Raw genomic sequence first — 16,608 nt, 5'->3', positions numbered from 1 at the left:
TATTCATGGGAAGCGGGCGCTCGTCGCTGCTTACTTCTTTGCAGGCACCGGAGCCAGAACCTCATGCGTCCCCGCCGCGCGCTGGGGAGCCTTGTGCACCATGGTGTAGGCATAGTCCACGCCCATCCCGTACGCGCCCGAATGCTCTTTGGCAATCGCCATGACTTCGTTGTAAGTCTCCTTGTGCGCCCAATCGCGTTGCCATTCGAGCAGCACCTGTTGCCAGGTCATCGGAACCACGCCGGCCTGAATCATCCGCTGCATCGCGTAGTCATGCGCGTCCTTCGAGGTGCCGCCCGACGCGTCGGCGACCATATAGATTTCGTAGTCACCTTCGGCCATCGCGCACAGCGCAAACGTGTTGTTGCAAACCTCGGTCCACAGACCTGCCACCACTACCTTTTTTCGGCCATTCGCAGCAAGCGAGTCACGAACCTTCTGGTCGTCCCACGAGTTCATGGACGAGCGTTCGAGCACCTTGTGCTCCGGAAATACGTCCAGCAACTCCGGGTACGTATAGCCGGAGAAACTTTCGGATTCCACGGTCGTGATAGTGGTAGGGATGTTAAACACCCGCGCTGCCTTCGCGAGTCCTACTACGTTGTTCTTGAGTACCTGACGGTCAATGGACTGGACGCCAAAAGCCATTTGCGGCTGTTGGTCGATAAAGATGATCTGCGAGTTTGCAGGCGTGAGGACTTCGAGTTTCGGATTTGCCATGGCGTTGTACTTCCTAAAGGTTTGGTGAACATGGGAGGACAGGCCGCACTCGCTTGAAGTGCGAGAAAAGCTGGAGCCCATTCTAGCCACGGGTTTTTGCCGAGTCCTTGGCGAACGACCTTAATAGTTCTTAAACAATATGGTCGGCCAGGCGCGTTCCGGCGCGCACGCCCGCGGCGCGTTCACACCGGCGCGGCCGAACGCCGGCACCCGCTCAGAACATTTCATGTTTTCTGCAGGACTTTATGGGCGCGGCATTCCTACACTGCAATCAGCCTTGAATCACCCTTTCGCGACTTCGATCAGTCAGACCGACGCAACGCACGGTGAACGACGCACTGAGTCAGCGCGACGCGCGCAACTGTTCAACCTTCGAGCGACACGCGAAGGCGCGTCTCGAGAAACTGAACCAGCGCGCGCACTTTGCTGGACTGGCGGCGGTTGGGTAGATACGCGGCGTAGACGACGGCGTCGCCCGCATGAGGACTCGCGTCGAAGTGTTCGAAGAGGCGCAGCAGGCGGCCCGCGCGAATTTCGGCCGCCACCTGCCATTCGGGTAGCAATGCGATGCCGCGCCCGGCCATCACCGCTTCGAGCAGGATGTCGAGATTGTTCGACAGCAGATGGCCGTGCACGTCGACGCGTTGCTCCACGCCCTCGCGCTGGAAAGTCCAGGCCTGGCGAGTGCGGTAGCCGCCGCCATAGGCGAAACGCAGGCACTCGTGGTCAGTGAGTTCCTGGGGTGTTTGCGGCGTGCCGCTGCGTTCGAGGTAGTCGTGGCTCGCCACCACGTAGCGCGGATTGTCCGCCAGTTTTTTGACGATCAGGTTGGCGTCGCGATCGGCGAGACCGATCCGGATCGCGACGTCGATCCGGTCGAGCGCGAGATCGGCGAAGTGATCGGCGACCACGACGTCGAGGAACACCCGCGGATTGTCGGAGAGAAAGGCGGCGAGATGCGGCGCGAGGCGCAGGCGGCTGTAGGTGGACGGAACCGAAATTCGCAGCGCGCCGACCGGCGACGCGCCGCTGTCGAACACGCTCTCGTCCGCCTCGGCCAGATCGTCGAGCACCTTGGCGACCTGTTCGACATAAGCGATGCCGGCGTCCGTGAGGCTGACCTTTCGCGGCGTGCGCGTCAGCAGCGCGGTGCCGAGCGAAGCCTCCAGCGAGTCCATCAGGTGACCGACGAGGTCGCCACCCCGAGACGTTGCGCGGCCTTCGAAAAGCCACCGGCGTCAGCCACTTCGAGCAAGGTTTTGACGGCGAGGAATTTGTCCATGTTCGGCCTGATTGACGGTTTGGTTGCAAAAAACGCAACGTCAGCTTGCATTTTATCCATATTCAACAACGATAACGCAACGGATAAGCTGCATGCGTTACCTAGTGAGGGAAGCGACATGCAAGCCATTCAGGTCGAAGTCAATTACGACTTCATTTGTCCGTGGTGCTGGATCGGCCAACGGAACCTCGCGTCGGCGCTGACCGAGGCCGGCGCGGACACGGTTTTTTCGATCCGCTATGTGCCGTTCGAATTGAATCCGGCCATGCCGGCCGAAGGGATGGACCGGCGCGCGTACCGCAGCGGGAAATTCGGCAGTTGGGCGCGCTCGCAGATCATGGATGCGCAGGTCACCGCCGCCGGCCTGGCGGCCGGCGCGCGCTTCCATTACGACAAGGTGCTGCGCACGCCGAATACGCGTCTTGCGCATCGTCTGATGCAGTTCGCGCAGCAGCGCAATGACCCGCGCGCGACGGCCGCGTTGTATCAGGCGATCTACGCCGCTTACTTCTCCGAAGGCCGCGACATCGGCTCGCTCGACACGCTGGTCGCGCTTGCCGCTCAGCACGGCTTCGACGCGGACGAGGCGCGCGCGTATTTGCTGAGCACCGCAGGCAATCAGGACATCGACGCGGCGCGCGCGCGGGCCGACAGTTTGGGCGTTCAGGCCGTGCCGACCATTCGCATAGACGGCGACGTGATCAGCGGCGCGCAACCGCCCGTGGTCTTCATCAACGCGCTGCGTTCGGCAGGGCAAAGGAAAGCAGCATGAGATCGCTCGAAAGACCGCGTGCCGTCGTGATTGGCGGATCGCTAGGCGGCTTGCTGACGGCCAATACGCTGCGCTCGGCCGGCTGGGACGTCGACGTGTTCGAGACCTCGCCGAACCAGCTCGAAAGCCGCGGCGGCGGCGTGGTGCTTCAGCCGGACGTGCTGGACGCGCTCGCCTTCGCCGGCGTCGAACTGCCGGACCCGCCCGGTGTGGCCTCGGGCGATCGCATCTACCTGGACCGCGAGGACCGGGTGGTCGAACAACTCCACATGCCGCAGATGCAGACCTCGTGGAGCCTGCTCTACCGCGCCATGAAGAACGCGCTGCCCGCGTCTTACCTGCATGCGGGCGAGACCTTTACCGACTTCCACATGGAAGGCGAGCGAATCGTCGCGCTGTTCGAGAGCGGTCGCAGCGAACAGGCCGATCTGTTGATCGGCGCCGACGGTATCCGCTCGACGCTCAGGCAGCGCCTGTTGCCCGAAGTCGCGCCGCAGTATGCGGGTTATGTCGCATGGCGCGGCCTCGTCGACGAAGCCGATCTGCCGTTGCATGCAGCGGACATGCTGCGCGGGCGCTTCGCGTTTCAGCAAGGCGACGGGCATTCGGGGCTCTCCTATCTGATTCCGGGCGAGAACGATTCGACCGTAGCCGGCGAGCGCCGCTTCAACTGGGTGTGGTATCGCAAGTACAGCGCGGCAAGGCTCGAAGCGTTGCTGGTCGATCGTCACGGCATACGGCGCGCGTTCTCGCTGCCGCCCGGCTCGACCAAGAGCGCCGACATCGCGCAGCTCCGCGAAGACGCGCAGGCGTCGCTTGGGCCGACGTTCCGCGCGCTGGTCGACGCCACCGACGCGCCCTTCATGCAGCCGATCGTCGATCTGCGCTCGCCGAAGATGGTGTTCGGCCGCGCGGTGCTGCTCGGCGACGCCGCTTCGGTGCCGCGCCCTCACACGGCGGGCAGCACGGCGAAAGCGGCCGCCAATGCCCATGCGCTGGCGCTCGCGTTGTCCTCGACCTGGCAAAGCGGCGCGACGATCGATTCAGCCCTGAAACGTTGGGAGAACCAACAGTTGCAACGCGGCAGGCTGATGACCGATCTGGGCATTTCACTCGGCGACCGCGTGATGAACCTCGCGCGCTGAGTCCACGTATTCCGTTTCTTTTCTTCAAGGAGTTGTCATGTCAACCCAGGCATCCACCTCGGCGGCCGCCAACAGCCCCGTCAAGCTGACACGCGGACTGATCGCGTTGTTCGCGTTCTGCTGCGGCGCCATCGTCGCGAACCTGTACTACGCGCAGCCGATCACCGAACTGATCGCACCGGCCATCCACATGTCCGGTGGCACCGCCAGCCTGATCGTCTCGCTCACGCAGATCGGCTATGCATTCGGCCTGTTCTTTCTGGTGCCGCTCGGCGACCTGCTGGAAAACCGCAAGCTGATGATCACCACCGCGCTGGTATCGATCGCCAGTCTTGCCGCCGCGGCGTTCGCGCAGCAACCGGCCGTGTTTCTCGGCATCTCGCTGCTGGTCGGCTTCAGTTCGGTTGCCGTGCAGATCCTGATTCCGCTCGCCGCGCATCTCGCGCCGGACGAATCGCGCGGCAAGGTGGTCGGCACCATCATGAGCGGCCTGCTGCTCGGCATCCTGCTGTCGCGGCCGATCTCCAGCGTGGTGGCCGGGCACTTCGGCTGGCGCGCGGTATTCGGTTCCGCCGCCGTGCTGATGGCGATCGTCACCAGCGTGCTCGCGCTGACCATTCCGCGCCGCCAGCCCGATCACCAGGCCACGTACTTCGAACTGATCGGCTCGCTCGGCCACCTGGTTCGCACGATGCCGGTGCTGCGTCACCGTTCGTTTTATCAAGCGCTGATGTTCGCTTCGTTCAGCCTGTTCTGGACCGCGATTCCCGTCGAGCTGACCCGCCAGTTCGGGCTCTCGCAAACCGAGATCGGCATCTTCGCGCTGGTCGGCGCGATCGGCGCGACCTCGGCGCCGGTGGCGGGCCGACTCGCCGATGCCGGCCATACGGTGCGCGCGACGCTGATCGCACTGGTGGTAGGCGCGTTCGCCTATGCGCCCGCACTGATCCATCCCGCGTGGGGCGTGCTCGGGCTTGTCGCGACCGGCATCGTGCTCGACTTCGCCGTGCAGATGAACATGGTGCTGGGTCAACGCGAGATCTATGCGTTGCACGCGGCGAGCCGCAACCGTCTGAACGCGCTGTATATGACGAGCATCTTCGTGGGGGGCGCGTTCGGTTCGGCGCTCGCCAGCCCGCTTTACGAACACGGCGGCTGGCCGCTCGTCGCCGCGGTCGCCACGGCCTTCCCGATCGTCGCGCTGGCGCACTACCTGGTGATCGGCCGTCCGTACGCCGCCCGCCACGCCTGATACACGCATTGCTTCGCAACCGGACGGTTCGCTGTCCGGATTAACAACATTTCAGCGTGGCTTCAGGAAATTTCGCGGGCTCGGCGATACGCTGACCAGCAGAGTCATTCACCTGAACGACGCTCGATTGCTCACAAGGAATCACCATGTCCTCCCTTTCGCCCCTGCTCGACGGCTACAACCTGTCGGGATTGAGCTTGCCGAACCGCGTCGCGATGGCGCCCATGACCCGCTCGCGCGCGCCGTTGCGCGGCCGGCCGACCGAAATGATGGCCGAGTACTATGTGCAGCGCGCGTCGGCCGGCTTGATCATCACGGAAGCCACCAATGTCAGTCCGGCCTCGGCGGCGTTCGACCTGACGCCCGGCATCATCACTGCAGAGCAGATCGACGGTTGGCGTCATATCACGAGCCAGGTGCATGCCGCGGGCGGCCGCATCTTCATGCAGTTGTGGCATGGCGGGCGCGTCAGTTCGTTCGCGCTGCTCGGCGGCGCAGCACCGCTCTCCCCTTCGGGCGTGAATGACGACCTCGAACAGCTGCAGGTGTGGGCGCAACTGCACAACGGCCAGTACACCAAGATTCACGCCACGCCGTCGCGCGCCATGTCGCTCGACGAAGTGAAGCTCGCCGTCGACGCGTTCCGCCAGGGCGCGGCCAACGCGATCGCCGCCGGTTTCGACGGCGTGGAAGTGCACGCGGCGAACGGCTATCTGCCGCATCAGTTCCTCTCGTCGACCACCAACACGCGCAATGACCGCTACGGCGGCTCGGTGGCGAACCGCGCGAATTTCCTGCGCGACATTCTCACGGAGATCGGCTCGGTGATCCCGCTCGACCAGGTCGGCGTACGTATCTCGCCGTACGCGCACTACAACAACGTGCGCGACGCGGACCCGGACACGACCTACGACTACGTCGGCAAGATGCTCGACGAGTTCGGCGTCGCCTACGTGCATGCCGCGGATACGAACGGCTGGAGCGGCCAGCCGGATTTGCCGCGCATTATCGAACGCATGCGCCGCGCGTTCTCGGGCACGTTGATGGTCAACGGCGGCATTTCCGTCGAGCATGCCGAGACCTTGATTCGCGGAGGCCAGGCCGACCTCGTGGCGTTCGCTCGCGCGTATATCGCGAATCCCGATCTGGTCGAACGGATTGCGGCCCACGCGCCGCTCGCGGCCCCGAAGCCCACTGGCTGGTATGCAGGCGACGCGGCCGGCTATATCGACTATCCGTTCCACGGCAGCGCCGGCCAGGGCGTAGAAGCAGGCGCGGCACGAGCATGACGCGATCGATGCGGCAAACGTCCGGCGCGAACCACGCGGCCGGTTCGCTCCAGGACTTTGGTGAGAGGTGCGCGAATGACTCGCAAGTCTAGACTGCTGGCGGGAGGCGGCGTGGTTGTCGTGGCCGCGCTGGCCGTCGCCTTCCTGCTGATGTGGAAGCCCGCCATCGCGCCGGTCAGCCCGCCCGGGCCGACCTCGTTCGACGCGCAGACGAGGCTCGCGGGTGCGCGTGTCGTCGCGTTGGGCGACTGCATCGTGTGCCACACCGCGAAGGGCGGCAAGCCATTCGCCGGCGGCCTGCCGCTCGCCACGCCGTTCGGCACGATCTACGCGACCAACATCACGCCGGACGCCGACACGGGCATCGGCAACTGGTCGCTCGAAGCCTTCACGCGCGCGCTTCGTCATGGCGTCGCGCGCGACGGGCATCTGCTGTATCCGGCGTTTCCGTACATTCACTTCACGCGCATGTCCGATACCGACATCTCGGCCGCCTACGCGTATCTGATGACACGTGAACCGGTCAACGCGGTCGCGCCCGCCAACGAACTGATTTTCCCGCTGAACTTCCGGCCGCTGCTGGCCTTCTGGAACGTGCTGTTTCTGCATCCCGGCGCGCAGCAGCCGGATGCGTCGAAGGACGCCGAGTGGAACCGCGGCAAATTGCTGGTGGATGGCCTCGGCCACTGCGCGTCGTGTCATTCGCCGCTCAATCCGATCGGCGGCGAGAAGTCGGGACACGCATTCGACGGCGGCGTGGTCGACGGTTGGGAAGCGCCCGCGCTCAATGCGCTCGGCGCGGCGCCCAAGCCGTGGACCCAGGACCAGTTGGTGACGTATCTGCGCTCGGGCCGCGCCAGCGAACACGGCGCCGCGGCCGGGCCGATGCTGCCCGTCACGCGCGATCTCGCCACCGTGCCCGTACAGGACGTGCAGGCCATCGCCACCTATCTGCTGTCGATCCAGAAACCGCAGCCGGCCCCGGCGAGCGTGTCCACTGCCAACCAGGGGGTCCAGTCCGCCGAGGCGCAACGCGGCGCGACCCTGTTCGCCGCCTCCTGCGCGCAATGCCACGGACCCGCTGCGCCGATGCAGTCGATCGGCGAGCGCCCCACGCTTGCGTTCAGCACCGCCGTCAATGCCGCGACGCCGCGCAACGCGGTCCAGATGATATTGAGCGGCAACGGCTGGCATGGCGAAGACAGCGAGAACTACATGCCCGCCTTCAGCCAGATCTACGACGACCAGCAGATCGCCGATCTCGCTGCCTACGTTCGCGCGACCTATTCGCAGCGCGGCCCGTGGCAGGACGTCGAGACGATGGCGGCCAAGGTCAGAAAGGAGAACAACGCGCGATGATCAATCTAACCGTGAATGGCGTGCAGCACGCGCTCGATATCGATCCTTCCACGCCACTGCTCTACGCATTGCGCAACGACCTGCAACTGCATGGCGCGAAATTCGGCTGCGGCCTCGGACAATGCGGCGCCTGCACCGTGATCGTGGATGGCAAAGCGGTGTTCTCGTGCCTGGTTCCGGTCTCGTCGATCGGCAAGCGGCCCGTGCGCACGATCGAAAGTCTCGGCACGATCGAACACCCCGGTGCGCTGCAAAAGGCGTTCATCGATCACCAGGCGGCACAGTGCGGGTATTGCATCGCCGGCATGATCATGCGCGCGCAGGCGTTGCTCGATCGCAATCCGCGGCCTACCGAGCGCGAACTGCTCGATCATATGGAACCGAACCTGTGTCGCTGCGGCACGCACACTCGCATTCTCGCGGCGATTCGCGAAGTCGCGCACCTGCCGGCAAGTGACGCGACGGCGGCGAAACCCCAAGGCGTGGCAAGCCACGGAGGCGCGCAATGACCGTCAAGGAAGAGGAAATCAACGAAGGACGCCGACGGTTTCTGCTGTCCGGCGCGCTCGTCGTGAGCTTCAGCATGGTTCCGGGCGTGAGCGCGATGGCGCAGGAAGTGATCGCGGACGAAGGCGCCGCCGTGCATATCGGCAAGGCAACCCAGACGCTTGCCGGCAGCCTGAAGACCAACCCGTACCTCGATTCGTGGATCAAAATCGATCGGGCAGGCAACGTGACCGTCTACACCGGCAAGGTGGAACTGGGCACCGGCGTGCGCACCGCGCTGTTGCAGATCGCAGCGGAGGAGCTGGACATGGCGCCCTCGTTGATCACGTTTCTGACCGCCGACACGGGCGCGTCGCCCGATGAAGGCCTCACCGCGGGCAGCCACACGATCGCCGACAGCGGCAGTGCGCTGCTGAACGCTTCGGCTCAGGTGCGCGGGCTGCTGGTCGATGCCGCCGCCCAGCACTTCGGCGTCGCCAGCACGGTGCTGAGCGCGCGCAACGCGGTGATCAAGGCGCCGGATGGCCGCAGCATGACTTATGGAGAGGCGGTGGGCCTCGTCGACCTGCATCGCATGGCCTCGCCCGTCTCGCCGTTGAAGAACCCCGCGACGTTCGACATGATCGGCACCTCGTTGCCGCGCGTGGATATTCCCCGCAAAGTGACGGGCGGCGTGAGTTATGTGCAGGACATGATGATGCCGGGCATGGTGCACGCCCGTGTGGTGATGCCGCCCGTCTACGAGGCGCGGCTTGTGCAAACGAACACGCCCGAGATTCTGAAGATGCCGGGCGTCCTCAAGGTCATCAGAAACGGTAGCATGCTCGCCGTGGTTGCCAAAGGCGAGTGGCAAGCCGTGCAGGCGCAACGCGCGCTCGCCGCGGGAAGCCAGTGGACGGCCGGGCGCGCGCTGCCCGATCCCGCCACCGTGCATCGCGATCTGAAGACGATCTCCACCCAACACATCGAAATCGCCAACACGCATACCACCACCGGCACTGCCGTGAAAACGCTCGGCGCGAAATACACCAAGCGTTACATGATGCACGGCTCGATCGGGCCGTCCTGCTCGGTTGCGCTCTTCAAGGACGGTGCGCTGACCGTCTGGACCCATTCGCAAGGGGTCTACCCGTTGCGTGACGGGCTTGCCGAAATGCTCGCCATGCCGAAAGACAAGATCCGCTGCGTTCATGTGGAAGGATCGGGTTGCTACGGCCACAACGGCGCGGACGACGTGGCCGCGCACGCCGCGTTGATCGCGCGCGAAATGGACGGCCAGCCGGTGCGCGTGCAATGGATGCGTGAACAGGAGAACACGTGGGACCACTACACGCCCGCGATGGTGACCGAAGTCAGCGCCTCGCTCGACGCGAGCGGCAGCATCGTCGACTGGAACTACGCGCTGTGGAGCAGTTCGCACAACGAGCGCATCGTCAACGCCGGCCGGCTCATTCCGGCGCAGTTGCTGGAGCAGCCATTCGCGCCCGCGCCCTCCGTGCCGATGGTGCAGCCCGAAGGCGGCGGCGATCGTAACGCGATCCCGCTGTACGCGTTGCCGAACATGCACGTGATGAACAACTTCTCGCCGACCATGCCGCTGCATACGTCGGCCATGCGCTCGCTCGGCGCGCACATGAACATCTTTACGATCGAGACGTTCATGGACGAACTGGCCGCCGCTGCCGGCAGCGACCCCGTGGCGTTTCGGTTGAAGCACATGCAGGACCCGCGTGCCCGCGACGTGATCAAACTCGCCGCCACGAAATTCGGCTGGCCGCGTGCGCCGCGCAAGCGCAATCACGGTGTCGGCTTTGCGTTCGCGAAGTATAAGAACCTGATGGCGTATGTCGCGATTGCCGTCGAGGTATCCGTCGTGCCCGAAACCGGTCAGGTGATTCTCGAACACGCAGAAGTCGCGGTGGATTCCGGACAGATCGTCAATCCCGACGGCATCCGCAATCAGATCGAGGGCGGCGTGATTCAGTCGGCAAGCTGGACGCTGTATGAACAATTGCAGTTCGATACGAAGCGGATTCGCAGCTTCGACTGGAGCAGTTATCCGATCCTGCGCTTCTCCGCGGCGCCGCGCAGCGTCAATGTGCATTTGATCGACCGGCCGGGCGCACCGTTTCTCGGCGCGGCGGAAGCGTCGATGGGACCGACCGCGGGCGCGCTCGGCAATGCGCTATTCGATGCTACCGGCAAGCGCCTGCGCGACATGCCGCTTGCCGGCGAAAGCCTGCGCAAACTGATCGACGTTTGATCGAGGTTTGATCGACGTTTAACGGGTTGGGGAATCCGTCATCCGCATCGCGCCGAGCGTGCGGATGACTTTTGTTTCCGACGCTTTCGCTTGCTCGTGAAAAAGGGCGGCAAGGTTGACCTTGCCGCCCTTTTCTTCTATCCACACACTCACACGTGACGGGCAACGGCGCGCAGCGCTTCAAGCAGAGTTTCGGCGTCGTGCTCGCCGTCATAACGCTGGCCGTTGATGAACAGAGTGGGCGTGCCGTTCACACCGCTACGCAAGCCACTGTCGAAGTCATGCTGGATACGCTCGTCGTAAGTGCCTTCGAACGCCGCGGCCAGATCGCGCGCATGCAGGCCGAGTTGCGCCGCATACCGCGCCAAATCCGTATCGCTCAGTGCCGTCTGATTTTCATACAGGATGTCATGCGCTTCCCAGAATTTCCCTTGAGTCGCCGCAGCTTCCGAAAACTGCGCGGCGTGCAGCGCGTGGGCGTGCATATCCGTCAACGGGAAGTGCCGGAAAACGAATCGCAGTTGTGGTCCCATGGCTTGCTGCATCGCTTTGATCACACCGTACATCGCCCCGCAATAAGGGCATTCGAAATCGCCGTATTCGATCAACGTGACGGGCGCGCCGAACGCACCCTCGATATGGTCCAGAGATCCGACGGGCGCGGAGAGATGGCTCATGGTGTGTCCTGTTGCGTGGAATTGTTCATTTGTTCGAGTGCGCCGAGTATTCCGTCGACGCCCGGGTTCACGGTGATGGGAGAAACATAGGCCCACCGCACAATGCCGTTCCCATCGAGAACGAACAACGCGCGTTCGCAAACACCCTCCTTTGCGCGGTACACACCATAGCTTCGTGCGACTTCACCCTTCGGCTCGAAGTCCGAGAGCAGCGGAAAGTGAAGCTTGCGTTGTGTTGCATATGCCGTGTGCGACCACGCGCTATCCACGGAAATGGCGATCAGCTGCGCCCCCAACCGGCGGAATTCACCGAGCGCGGCGTTGAAAAGACCGAGTTCGTCGCCACACACAGGGCTCCAGTCGGCCGGGTAGAACGCGATGACCACCGGCGTGCCGCGTAACTCGGACAGGGTGATCCTCTGGTCGGGTGTGGCTTGCAACGTGAAATCCGGCGCCGGCATGCCGGCTTCGAGAACGGGAATGGCGGGGCGAGAAAGCGGTACGGTCATGTCGGATAATCTCCACTCGAAGCATTTCGGGCCACGACTTCGCTGCGGCTCGTTGTGTTCAGCAGAATAGGCCGGATGGGATCGCCGGAATAGTTATGCGTTGGGATCGGCGGATCAGAGAAAGGGAGGTGTGGGTCACACCTTTGTATGGTGGGATTTCAAGCGAGGGGAGTTTGATTCGGGCGGCCGGCGATTCGACGCCGATGGCCAGATGCCGGGACTGCTGCTGAAAGACCATTCCCGTGTTTCCAGGCAATTGATGCGGTTCTATCGAAAACGGGTGGCCGCTCGTCATACTGCCCCGAGCCACCCGGATCCGGATTGCCTCGCGCATTTAGCGCCCTACAACGGCCAATTCGCTCGCGCCCAGTCAACCAGGTTGACCAGATTGTCTCCGCCGCTGACCGAATTGTCCGCGTCGCCGTCGAAACTCACTTCGCTCGACACTACGCCGCACGCGCGAACCTGACTGCCGTTTTCGAACCATGCGAAGAACGGGCCACCGGAGTTGCCGTGGTTCAGGCTCGCCTCCGTTTCCAATGTCTGTCCGTCATCGTCTTCATAGTCGTCTTCGAAGGATTGCCAGCTTTGCACCGCGGGTCGCTCCCCACCCGCGACATCGAATGGGTAACCCACGTTCTCCCATACGTTCAGCCATCTCCAGCCGTCGTCGAAACTCGTCGTGCCGATATAGCCTAACCGGTTGCCCAAGGGCTCATATAGCCGTAATACCGCATAGTCGTGCGACAGGTTGAAGTCCGTGTCGTCGGTCCCATAGTGGCGGGCGTCGCTGACGTAAGACGACCCGAATGGCTCTGTACCGTCAAAATAGTACGGCGTGAATTTCATCCACCAGTTGCCGGTTCCGATGCTATTCCAAGGCATGACGTGGCGTGCTGTCAGAACGAGGCGATCGCCGATCAGCACGCCCGAACCGGATGTGCCGTCGCTCGTAACGATCTTTCCCGTCAGCAACCATGGCCAGCTTGTATCGAACAGAACCTGGCGTGCATCGCCGGGAAAGACCGTGAGTGGTTTGACCTTGCGCCCTTTTCCGTCTCGCATCTGCGGCTGCGGGCGGCGGATGCCGGTTTTGGGAATGAATCGAACGTCCATCCATTCTGGCCGGAACGACGGGTGGCCGGATATCTGTCCCATCGTATCGGTTTTTTCGTGCCTCTGAACCGTGCAGCCCATGGGCAGTCCGGGCGTCGAACCGGCGCTCATCTCGACGCCGATTTTCCACAGGCTCTGACCATCCGGGCGCATATCAACTCGCTCGCTTTTCACTTTTGGCGCTAGCTCCACGCCGGGGGGCACAGTCACGTAGGTAGCAGACCAGATGGATTTCGCGGTCACACGCAGGTTTTCTCTGGTTGCCTTGAGAGGACTGAGGACTTCCAGTTCCGCACGGGTCAACGGCCGCTGACGGTTCGCATGATAGGGCATCACGACTCTCCTGAAATAGTCGAGGGGGCTGGAGCAAAGAGACCATTGCGTATCGCTTCCATCACACCTCAGCAACTCGGCGTGACGGGTGCCTTCCACTCAATTGTCCCGCCGCGTCCTGTGCTTCTCAGGGCGACCGGGGAAAGTCTGCTCTGTATCTAGAACGAACCGTACGCTTGCGTTTCAAGTACGGAAGGTGAAGCCGGGAAATCCGGTCTTTTTCGGGCCCTGCTCTCTAGCCGCTCATCCATTCACGCGCCATTCGAAGGCGCGCGCGTGCATGCAACCCGTGACGAACCAAAAAGCACGACGGCAGGCCGTACGCGAACGTACGGTGCCTGCCGCCGATAATGGTAGACGCGACGCGAGCGAATCTACACTTTGTTCATCCACATCCATGTCTCTGGCGGAGCGCCAGAGACATGGATGGTTGCGCGGTTCAGCATTCGCCCTTCTTTGCGTGTCCGGGCGGGCAGTGACCGTCCTTATGTCCGTGATGATGGTGGTGTTCCTCCCATTCGTCGCGATCCCAATAGCGGTGGCCGTCCCAATAGCGGTCGCCGTGCCATCCAGGCGACACGACAACGACCGGGGCCGGCGCGACCACGACAGGTGGCGTACCGATGTTAATGCCGACGCCAATATCCGTCGCATGCGCAAATCCCGATGCGGTGATGCCCATACTCACCAGCGCTGCGCCAACGAAAAAACTTTTCATCTCACCCCCGATTCTGCGACGCTCGCGCCGCGTGTCGGCCGCGTCGTTAGCGGCCACTATTCAAGATCGCAAGCAGCGCGATTCGGTACTTTGACGCGATCAACGCCAATTCGTATCGAATCGTTTTGCAAGCCCTAACTCCATCTCCTGCACATGGATGATACTGAAGCTGCGTCAGGACTAAGCCTGAGAGTCGCAACGTGAAGTTACATGTTTCTACGCGACGGGTCCAGCCGACTCAGTGCGCTCGGCGGCGAGGAAATGCTCGCGCTCTTCCTCCAATGCCTCCATCAATGCGGTAAATGTCATTGGCCGGCCCGTGAGATAACCCTGAACGAAGTCGCACCCGCTATCGCATAGCCACGCCAGTTGCGCCGGATATTCAACCCCTTCCGCGACGACAGTGAGCCCAAAACTGTGCGCCATCGAAATGATGGCGGTAACAATTGGCTGCCCCGAATAGGGTAACGCCTTCACAAAGCTGCGATCGATTTTCAGTTGATTGAGCGGAAACGACTGCAGGTACGACAGGGACGAATAGCCCGTGCCAAAGTCGTCGATCGACAGGCGCACACCTCGTGCACGCAGCGTTCTCATGACCTCCGCCGACACCGTGACATTCTCCATCAACAGGCTCTCGGTCAGTTCAAGTTCAAGCAACTCCGGTCGCAAACCGGTCTCCTGCAGTGTTGCAAGCACGTCGGCACCGAAAGTGTGATGCCGGAGCTGTCGGGCCGATACATTCACCGAGACGCTAACAGACGTCGCCGCATCGCTATTCCAGCGCACGGCATCCTGACAGGCTCGGGTCAGAATCCATCGGCCGAGTGACAGAATCAAGTCGCTACTCTCCGCAATCTGCACGAATTCGGCGGGAGAAATAGCCCCTTGTGAAGGGTGATCCCAACGAGCAAGCGCTTCCACGCCGACTAACCGCCCGGTGCGACAATCGAATTGCGGCTGATAGGCAATGTCCAGGCCATCGCGCTCGACCGCTTCGCGCAGATCGCGCTCAAGCGACGCACGCCGCTGCGCCTCTGCCGTCATTTTCGGCCGGAACTCGACCGCAAGATTTTTACCGCCGCCTTTGGCCGCATAGAGCGCAATGTCCGCGCTACTCAAGAGGGACGCAATATCGCCGGCGTCATCCGGATACCGCGAAAAGCCCACGCTCACGGTGACGGGCACCATCGTCCCTTCGAGTTCGAACGACCGTCCAAGGCTGCGCACGATTTTCTCCGCGGTCCTTCGGCTCTGGATCCGGTCGGTATCCGAAGTTGCCAACACCGCGAATTCGTCACCGCCGATACGGCTCACGACGTCCCGTTGCTGAACAGTGCCCCGCAGGGTGTGCGCTACCGCGCGCAGTAGTTCGTCCCCGGCACCGTGTCCGAGCGTATCGTTGATCTTTTTGAAATCGTCGAGATCGATCAGGACAAGCGTCACCTGCGGGGAAACACCAGCAGCCGGACGCAGACAGCCAGCCAGTTCGTCATAGAAGGCGCGACGATTGGGCAGATCAGTCAGCGGGTCGGTCAGAGCGAAATACTCCAGTTGTCGTTCTGCCTCCACGACGCGCGCTCTGGTACGCGACATGACGAACGACGCAATCCATAAAGCACACGCGGACGCTAGAAGCAGGAAGCAGGCATAGCGCATGAATTCCGCCTTCATCCCCTCCGTCGTCGCAACGAGAACCACGCTGCCGACCCGCGCGCCACCCTGAACCACGGGTGCGGCGACGACGACGTCCTTGAAAGAAAGGCGCTCTTGTGTCCGCGCCGCGGCCTCAGTGCCTTCGTCCTGCTCAGATTCCGATAACCCTCGCTGAATGTAGCGGGCAAAGCGGCCGCCCTTCGCATCGAAGACCGCAACGCTCTCGATATAGGGGAGATTGCCCAGGTGCCCCAACACTTCGCTCGCCACCTCGCTGTCACGGAAAAGCAGTGGGGCCGACATATTTTCCGCGACCATTGCGGCCTGAAGCCGGGCGTTGTCCGCAAGCGCGCCTCGAAGCGAAACCGCCTCATAGACGAGCAGGACAACGCTCGAAATCACCAGAGCGACCGCCACTCCGATGATGTTGACCCGTCCCAATGCTCGCGTCAAACTCGGCTTGTTGCGTTCGATCTCGCTCATAGGACAGTCCTTGCCAGTTGAAGCAGCTTCGAGCTGAGCGAAAGATGTCGCCGAGCCGCCTCGCGGTTGTTGATATCGAAACGCAAATGGTTTCCGTCCGTGACCAGGCGAATCACCGTGTCTTGTGTATCCAGCGTGGAATTGGTGATGACGAGTACGGGCCTGTCGGAGTTGAGCACTTCTCTCGTTTGCTTCGACAATGGCTTACCTTCTTCGACGAGAACGACGTTGCATCCTGACGGACCATCACCGTGGCTCAGCGAGCCGAAAGTCCACGCGCGTCCGCTCACCATCTTTCCGTTGAGACTGGCGAGCGCTATTCCCAGCGCGCTCTCACCGTTCGCGCAGACGACCAGCTTCGAATCGGAGAGCCCTCCTGCCGGCCAGGTGGTGAACTGGGTAAAGTTGTAGATGTATGCTGCGCTCAGCATCGCTTCGTCAACCTGTGCGTTCGACGGCCCGGCAATTACCGCGAGGACTAACGAGCCCAACACGGTGAATGAGCGGAGTGTGCGATTGAACCGCAT

15 protein-coding genes and 1 pseudogene are annotated in these 16,608 nt (G+C 62.7%); 7 read left to right on the top strand and 9 right to left on the bottom strand.

What is annotated here, in order from left to right; translation table 11 throughout:
* Positions 1–30 precede the first annotated feature (30 nt).
* Together AC57B1_RS25130 and AC57B1_RS25125 are read right to left on the bottom strand one after the other, a co-directional pair.
* Positions 31–720: a hydrolase gene (locus AC57B1_RS25130; protein ID WP_095422423.1), complete on the bottom strand. Its 690-nt coding sequence runs from the start codon at positions 718–720 to the stop codon at positions 31–33.
* Positions 721–1,085: 365 nt separating this feature from the next.
* Positions 1,086–2,002 (bottom strand): annotated as a pseudogene (locus AC57B1_RS25125) (LysR family transcriptional regulator).
* Positions 2,003–2,120: 118 nt separating this feature from the next.
* Between AC57B1_RS25125 and AC57B1_RS25120 the strand changes: the two are divergent.
* The 7 genes from AC57B1_RS25120 to AC57B1_RS25090 all read left to right on the top strand — a co-directional run bounded on the left by AC57B1_RS25120 (position 2,121) and on the right by AC57B1_RS25090 (position 10,589).
* Positions 2,121–2,774: a DsbA family oxidoreductase gene (locus tag AC57B1_RS25120; RefSeq protein ID WP_496419022.1), complete on the top strand. Its 654-nt coding sequence runs from the start codon at positions 2,121–2,123 to the stop codon at positions 2,772–2,774.
* Positions 2,771–3,919, top strand: coding sequence for an FAD binding domain-containing protein (locus AC57B1_RS25115; protein WP_496419021.1), 1,149 nt, complete (start codon positions 2,771–2,773; stop codon positions 3,917–3,919). Before AC57B1_RS25120 ends, AC57B1_RS25115 begins: the two co-directional genes overlap by 4 nt.
* A gap of 37 nt (positions 3,920–3,956) precedes the next feature.
* Positions 3,957–5,171, top strand: coding sequence for an MFS transporter (locus AC57B1_RS25110; RefSeq protein WP_496419020.1), 1,215 nt, complete (start codon positions 3,957–3,959; stop codon positions 5,169–5,171).
* 146 nt (positions 5,172–5,317) lie between these two features.
* Positions 5,318–6,460 carry an alkene reductase gene (locus tag AC57B1_RS25105; RefSeq protein ID WP_496419019.1) on the top strand — a complete coding sequence of 381 codons (1,143 nt, stop codon included), beginning with the start codon at positions 5,318–5,320 and terminating at the stop codon, positions 6,458–6,460.
* 75 nt (positions 6,461–6,535) lie between these two features.
* Positions 6,536–7,819, top strand: a complete 1,284-nt coding sequence (locus AC57B1_RS25100) for a c-type cytochrome (protein ID WP_496419018.1) — start codon at positions 6,536–6,538, stop codon at positions 7,817–7,819.
* A complete protein-coding gene (locus AC57B1_RS25095; RefSeq protein ID WP_408353590.1) occupies positions 7,816–8,328 on the top strand; it encodes a (2Fe-2S)-binding protein in 513 nt (170 codons plus the stop codon). The genes AC57B1_RS25100 and AC57B1_RS25095 overlap by 4 nt, the downstream gene beginning before the upstream one ends.
* On the top strand, positions 8,325–10,589 hold the full coding sequence (locus tag AC57B1_RS25090) for a xanthine dehydrogenase family protein molybdopterin-binding subunit (RefSeq protein ID WP_496419017.1): 2,265 nt from the start codon (positions 8,325–8,327) through the stop codon (positions 10,587–10,589). The genes AC57B1_RS25095 and AC57B1_RS25090 overlap by 4 nt, the downstream gene beginning before the upstream one ends.
* Before the next feature lie 18 nt (positions 10,590–10,607).
* Here the strand turns inward: AC57B1_RS25090 and AC57B1_RS25085 are convergent, their stop codons facing one another.
* The 7 genes from AC57B1_RS25085 to AC57B1_RS25055 form a co-directional block, all read right to left on the bottom strand.
* Positions 10,608–10,736 (bottom strand): hypothetical protein, encoded by a 129-nt coding sequence (locus AC57B1_RS25085; protein ID WP_408353586.1) that lies wholly within the window; start codon positions 10,734–10,736, stop codon positions 10,608–10,610.
* Between the two features lie 2 nt (positions 10,737–10,738).
* Positions 10,739–11,266, bottom strand: coding sequence for a DsbA family protein (locus AC57B1_RS25080; protein WP_496419016.1), 528 nt, complete (start codon positions 11,264–11,266; stop codon positions 10,739–10,741).
* Positions 11,263–11,775: a peroxiredoxin gene (locus AC57B1_RS25075; protein ID WP_496419015.1), complete on the bottom strand. Its 513-nt coding sequence runs from the start codon at positions 11,773–11,775 to the stop codon at positions 11,263–11,265. The genes AC57B1_RS25080 and AC57B1_RS25075 overlap by 4 nt, the downstream gene beginning before the upstream one ends.
* Before the next feature lie 342 nt (positions 11,776–12,117).
* Entirely contained in the window at positions 12,118–13,224 is a 1,107-nt protein-coding gene (locus AC57B1_RS25070) for a trypsin-like serine peptidase (RefSeq protein WP_496419014.1), read from the bottom strand.
* Between the two features lie 439 nt (positions 13,225–13,663).
* On the bottom strand, positions 13,664–13,942 hold the full coding sequence (locus tag AC57B1_RS25065; RefSeq protein WP_091808875.1) for a hypothetical protein: 279 nt from the start codon (positions 13,940–13,942) through the stop codon (positions 13,664–13,666).
* A gap of 216 nt (positions 13,943–14,158) precedes the next feature.
* Positions 14,159–16,081, bottom strand: a complete 1,923-nt coding sequence (locus tag AC57B1_RS25060) for a putative bifunctional diguanylate cyclase/phosphodiesterase (RefSeq protein ID WP_408353578.1) — start codon at positions 16,079–16,081, stop codon at positions 14,159–14,161.
* On the bottom strand, positions 16,078–16,608 hold the full coding sequence (locus AC57B1_RS25055; protein ID WP_496419013.1) for a YfiR family protein: 531 nt from the start codon (positions 16,606–16,608) through the stop codon (positions 16,078–16,080). Before AC57B1_RS25055 ends, AC57B1_RS25060 begins: the two co-directional genes overlap by 4 nt.

Source organism: Paraburkholderia sp. BGA-UO-ETr-F21 (assembly GCF_059567925.1).
The sequence above is the reverse complement of the archived record's forward strand: the minus strand, read 5'-3'. Positions and strand labels throughout refer to the sequence as shown.

Excerpts from the sequence above, each read along its gene's own strand:
- AC57B1_RS25105 (WP_496419019.1), top strand. The coding sequence starts at position 5,318 with ATGTCCTCCCTTTCGCCCCTGCTCGACGGCTACAACCTGTCGGGATTG.
- AC57B1_RS25075 (WP_496419015.1), bottom strand. The coding sequence starts at position 11,775 with ATGACCGTACCGCTTTCTCGCCCCGCCATTCCCGTTCTCGAAGCCGGC.
- AC57B1_RS25115 (WP_496419021.1), top strand. The coding sequence starts at position 2,771 with ATGAGATCGCTCGAAAGACCGCGTGCCGTCGTGATTGGCGGATCGCTA.
- AC57B1_RS25130 (WP_095422423.1), bottom strand. The coding sequence starts at position 720 with ATGGCAAATCCGAAACTCGAAGTCCTCACGCCTGCAAACTCGCAGATC.
- AC57B1_RS25080 (WP_496419016.1), bottom strand. The coding sequence starts at position 11,266 with ATGAGCCATCTCTCCGCGCCCGTCGGATCTCTGGACCATATCGAGGGT.
- AC57B1_RS25090 (WP_496419017.1), top strand. The coding sequence starts at position 8,325 with ATGACCGTCAAGGAAGAGGAAATCAACGAAGGACGCCGACGGTTTCTG.
- AC57B1_RS25060 (WP_408353578.1), bottom strand. The coding sequence starts at position 16,081 with ATGAGCGAGATCGAACGCAACAAGCCGAGTTTGACGCGAGCATTGGGA.
- AC57B1_RS25055 (WP_496419013.1), bottom strand. The coding sequence starts at position 16,608 with ATGCGGTTCAATCGCACACTCCGCTCATTCACCGTGTTGGGCTCGTTA.
- AC57B1_RS25095 (WP_408353590.1), top strand. The coding sequence starts at position 7,816 with ATGATCAATCTAACCGTGAATGGCGTGCAGCACGCGCTCGATATCGAT.
- AC57B1_RS25120 (WP_496419022.1), top strand. The coding sequence starts at position 2,121 with ATGCAAGCCATTCAGGTCGAAGTCAATTACGACTTCATTTGTCCGTGG.
- AC57B1_RS25100 (WP_496419018.1), top strand. The coding sequence starts at position 6,536 with ATGACTCGCAAGTCTAGACTGCTGGCGGGAGGCGGCGTGGTTGTCGTG.
- AC57B1_RS25110 (WP_496419020.1), top strand. The coding sequence starts at position 3,957 with ATGTCAACCCAGGCATCCACCTCGGCGGCCGCCAACAGCCCCGTCAAG.
- AC57B1_RS25065 (WP_091808875.1), bottom strand. The coding sequence starts at position 13,942 with ATGAAAAGTTTTTTCGTTGGCGCAGCGCTGGTGAGTATGGGCATCACC.
- AC57B1_RS25070 (WP_496419014.1), bottom strand. The coding sequence starts at position 13,224 with ATGCCCTATCATGCGAACCGTCAGCGGCCGTTGACCCGTGCGGAACTG.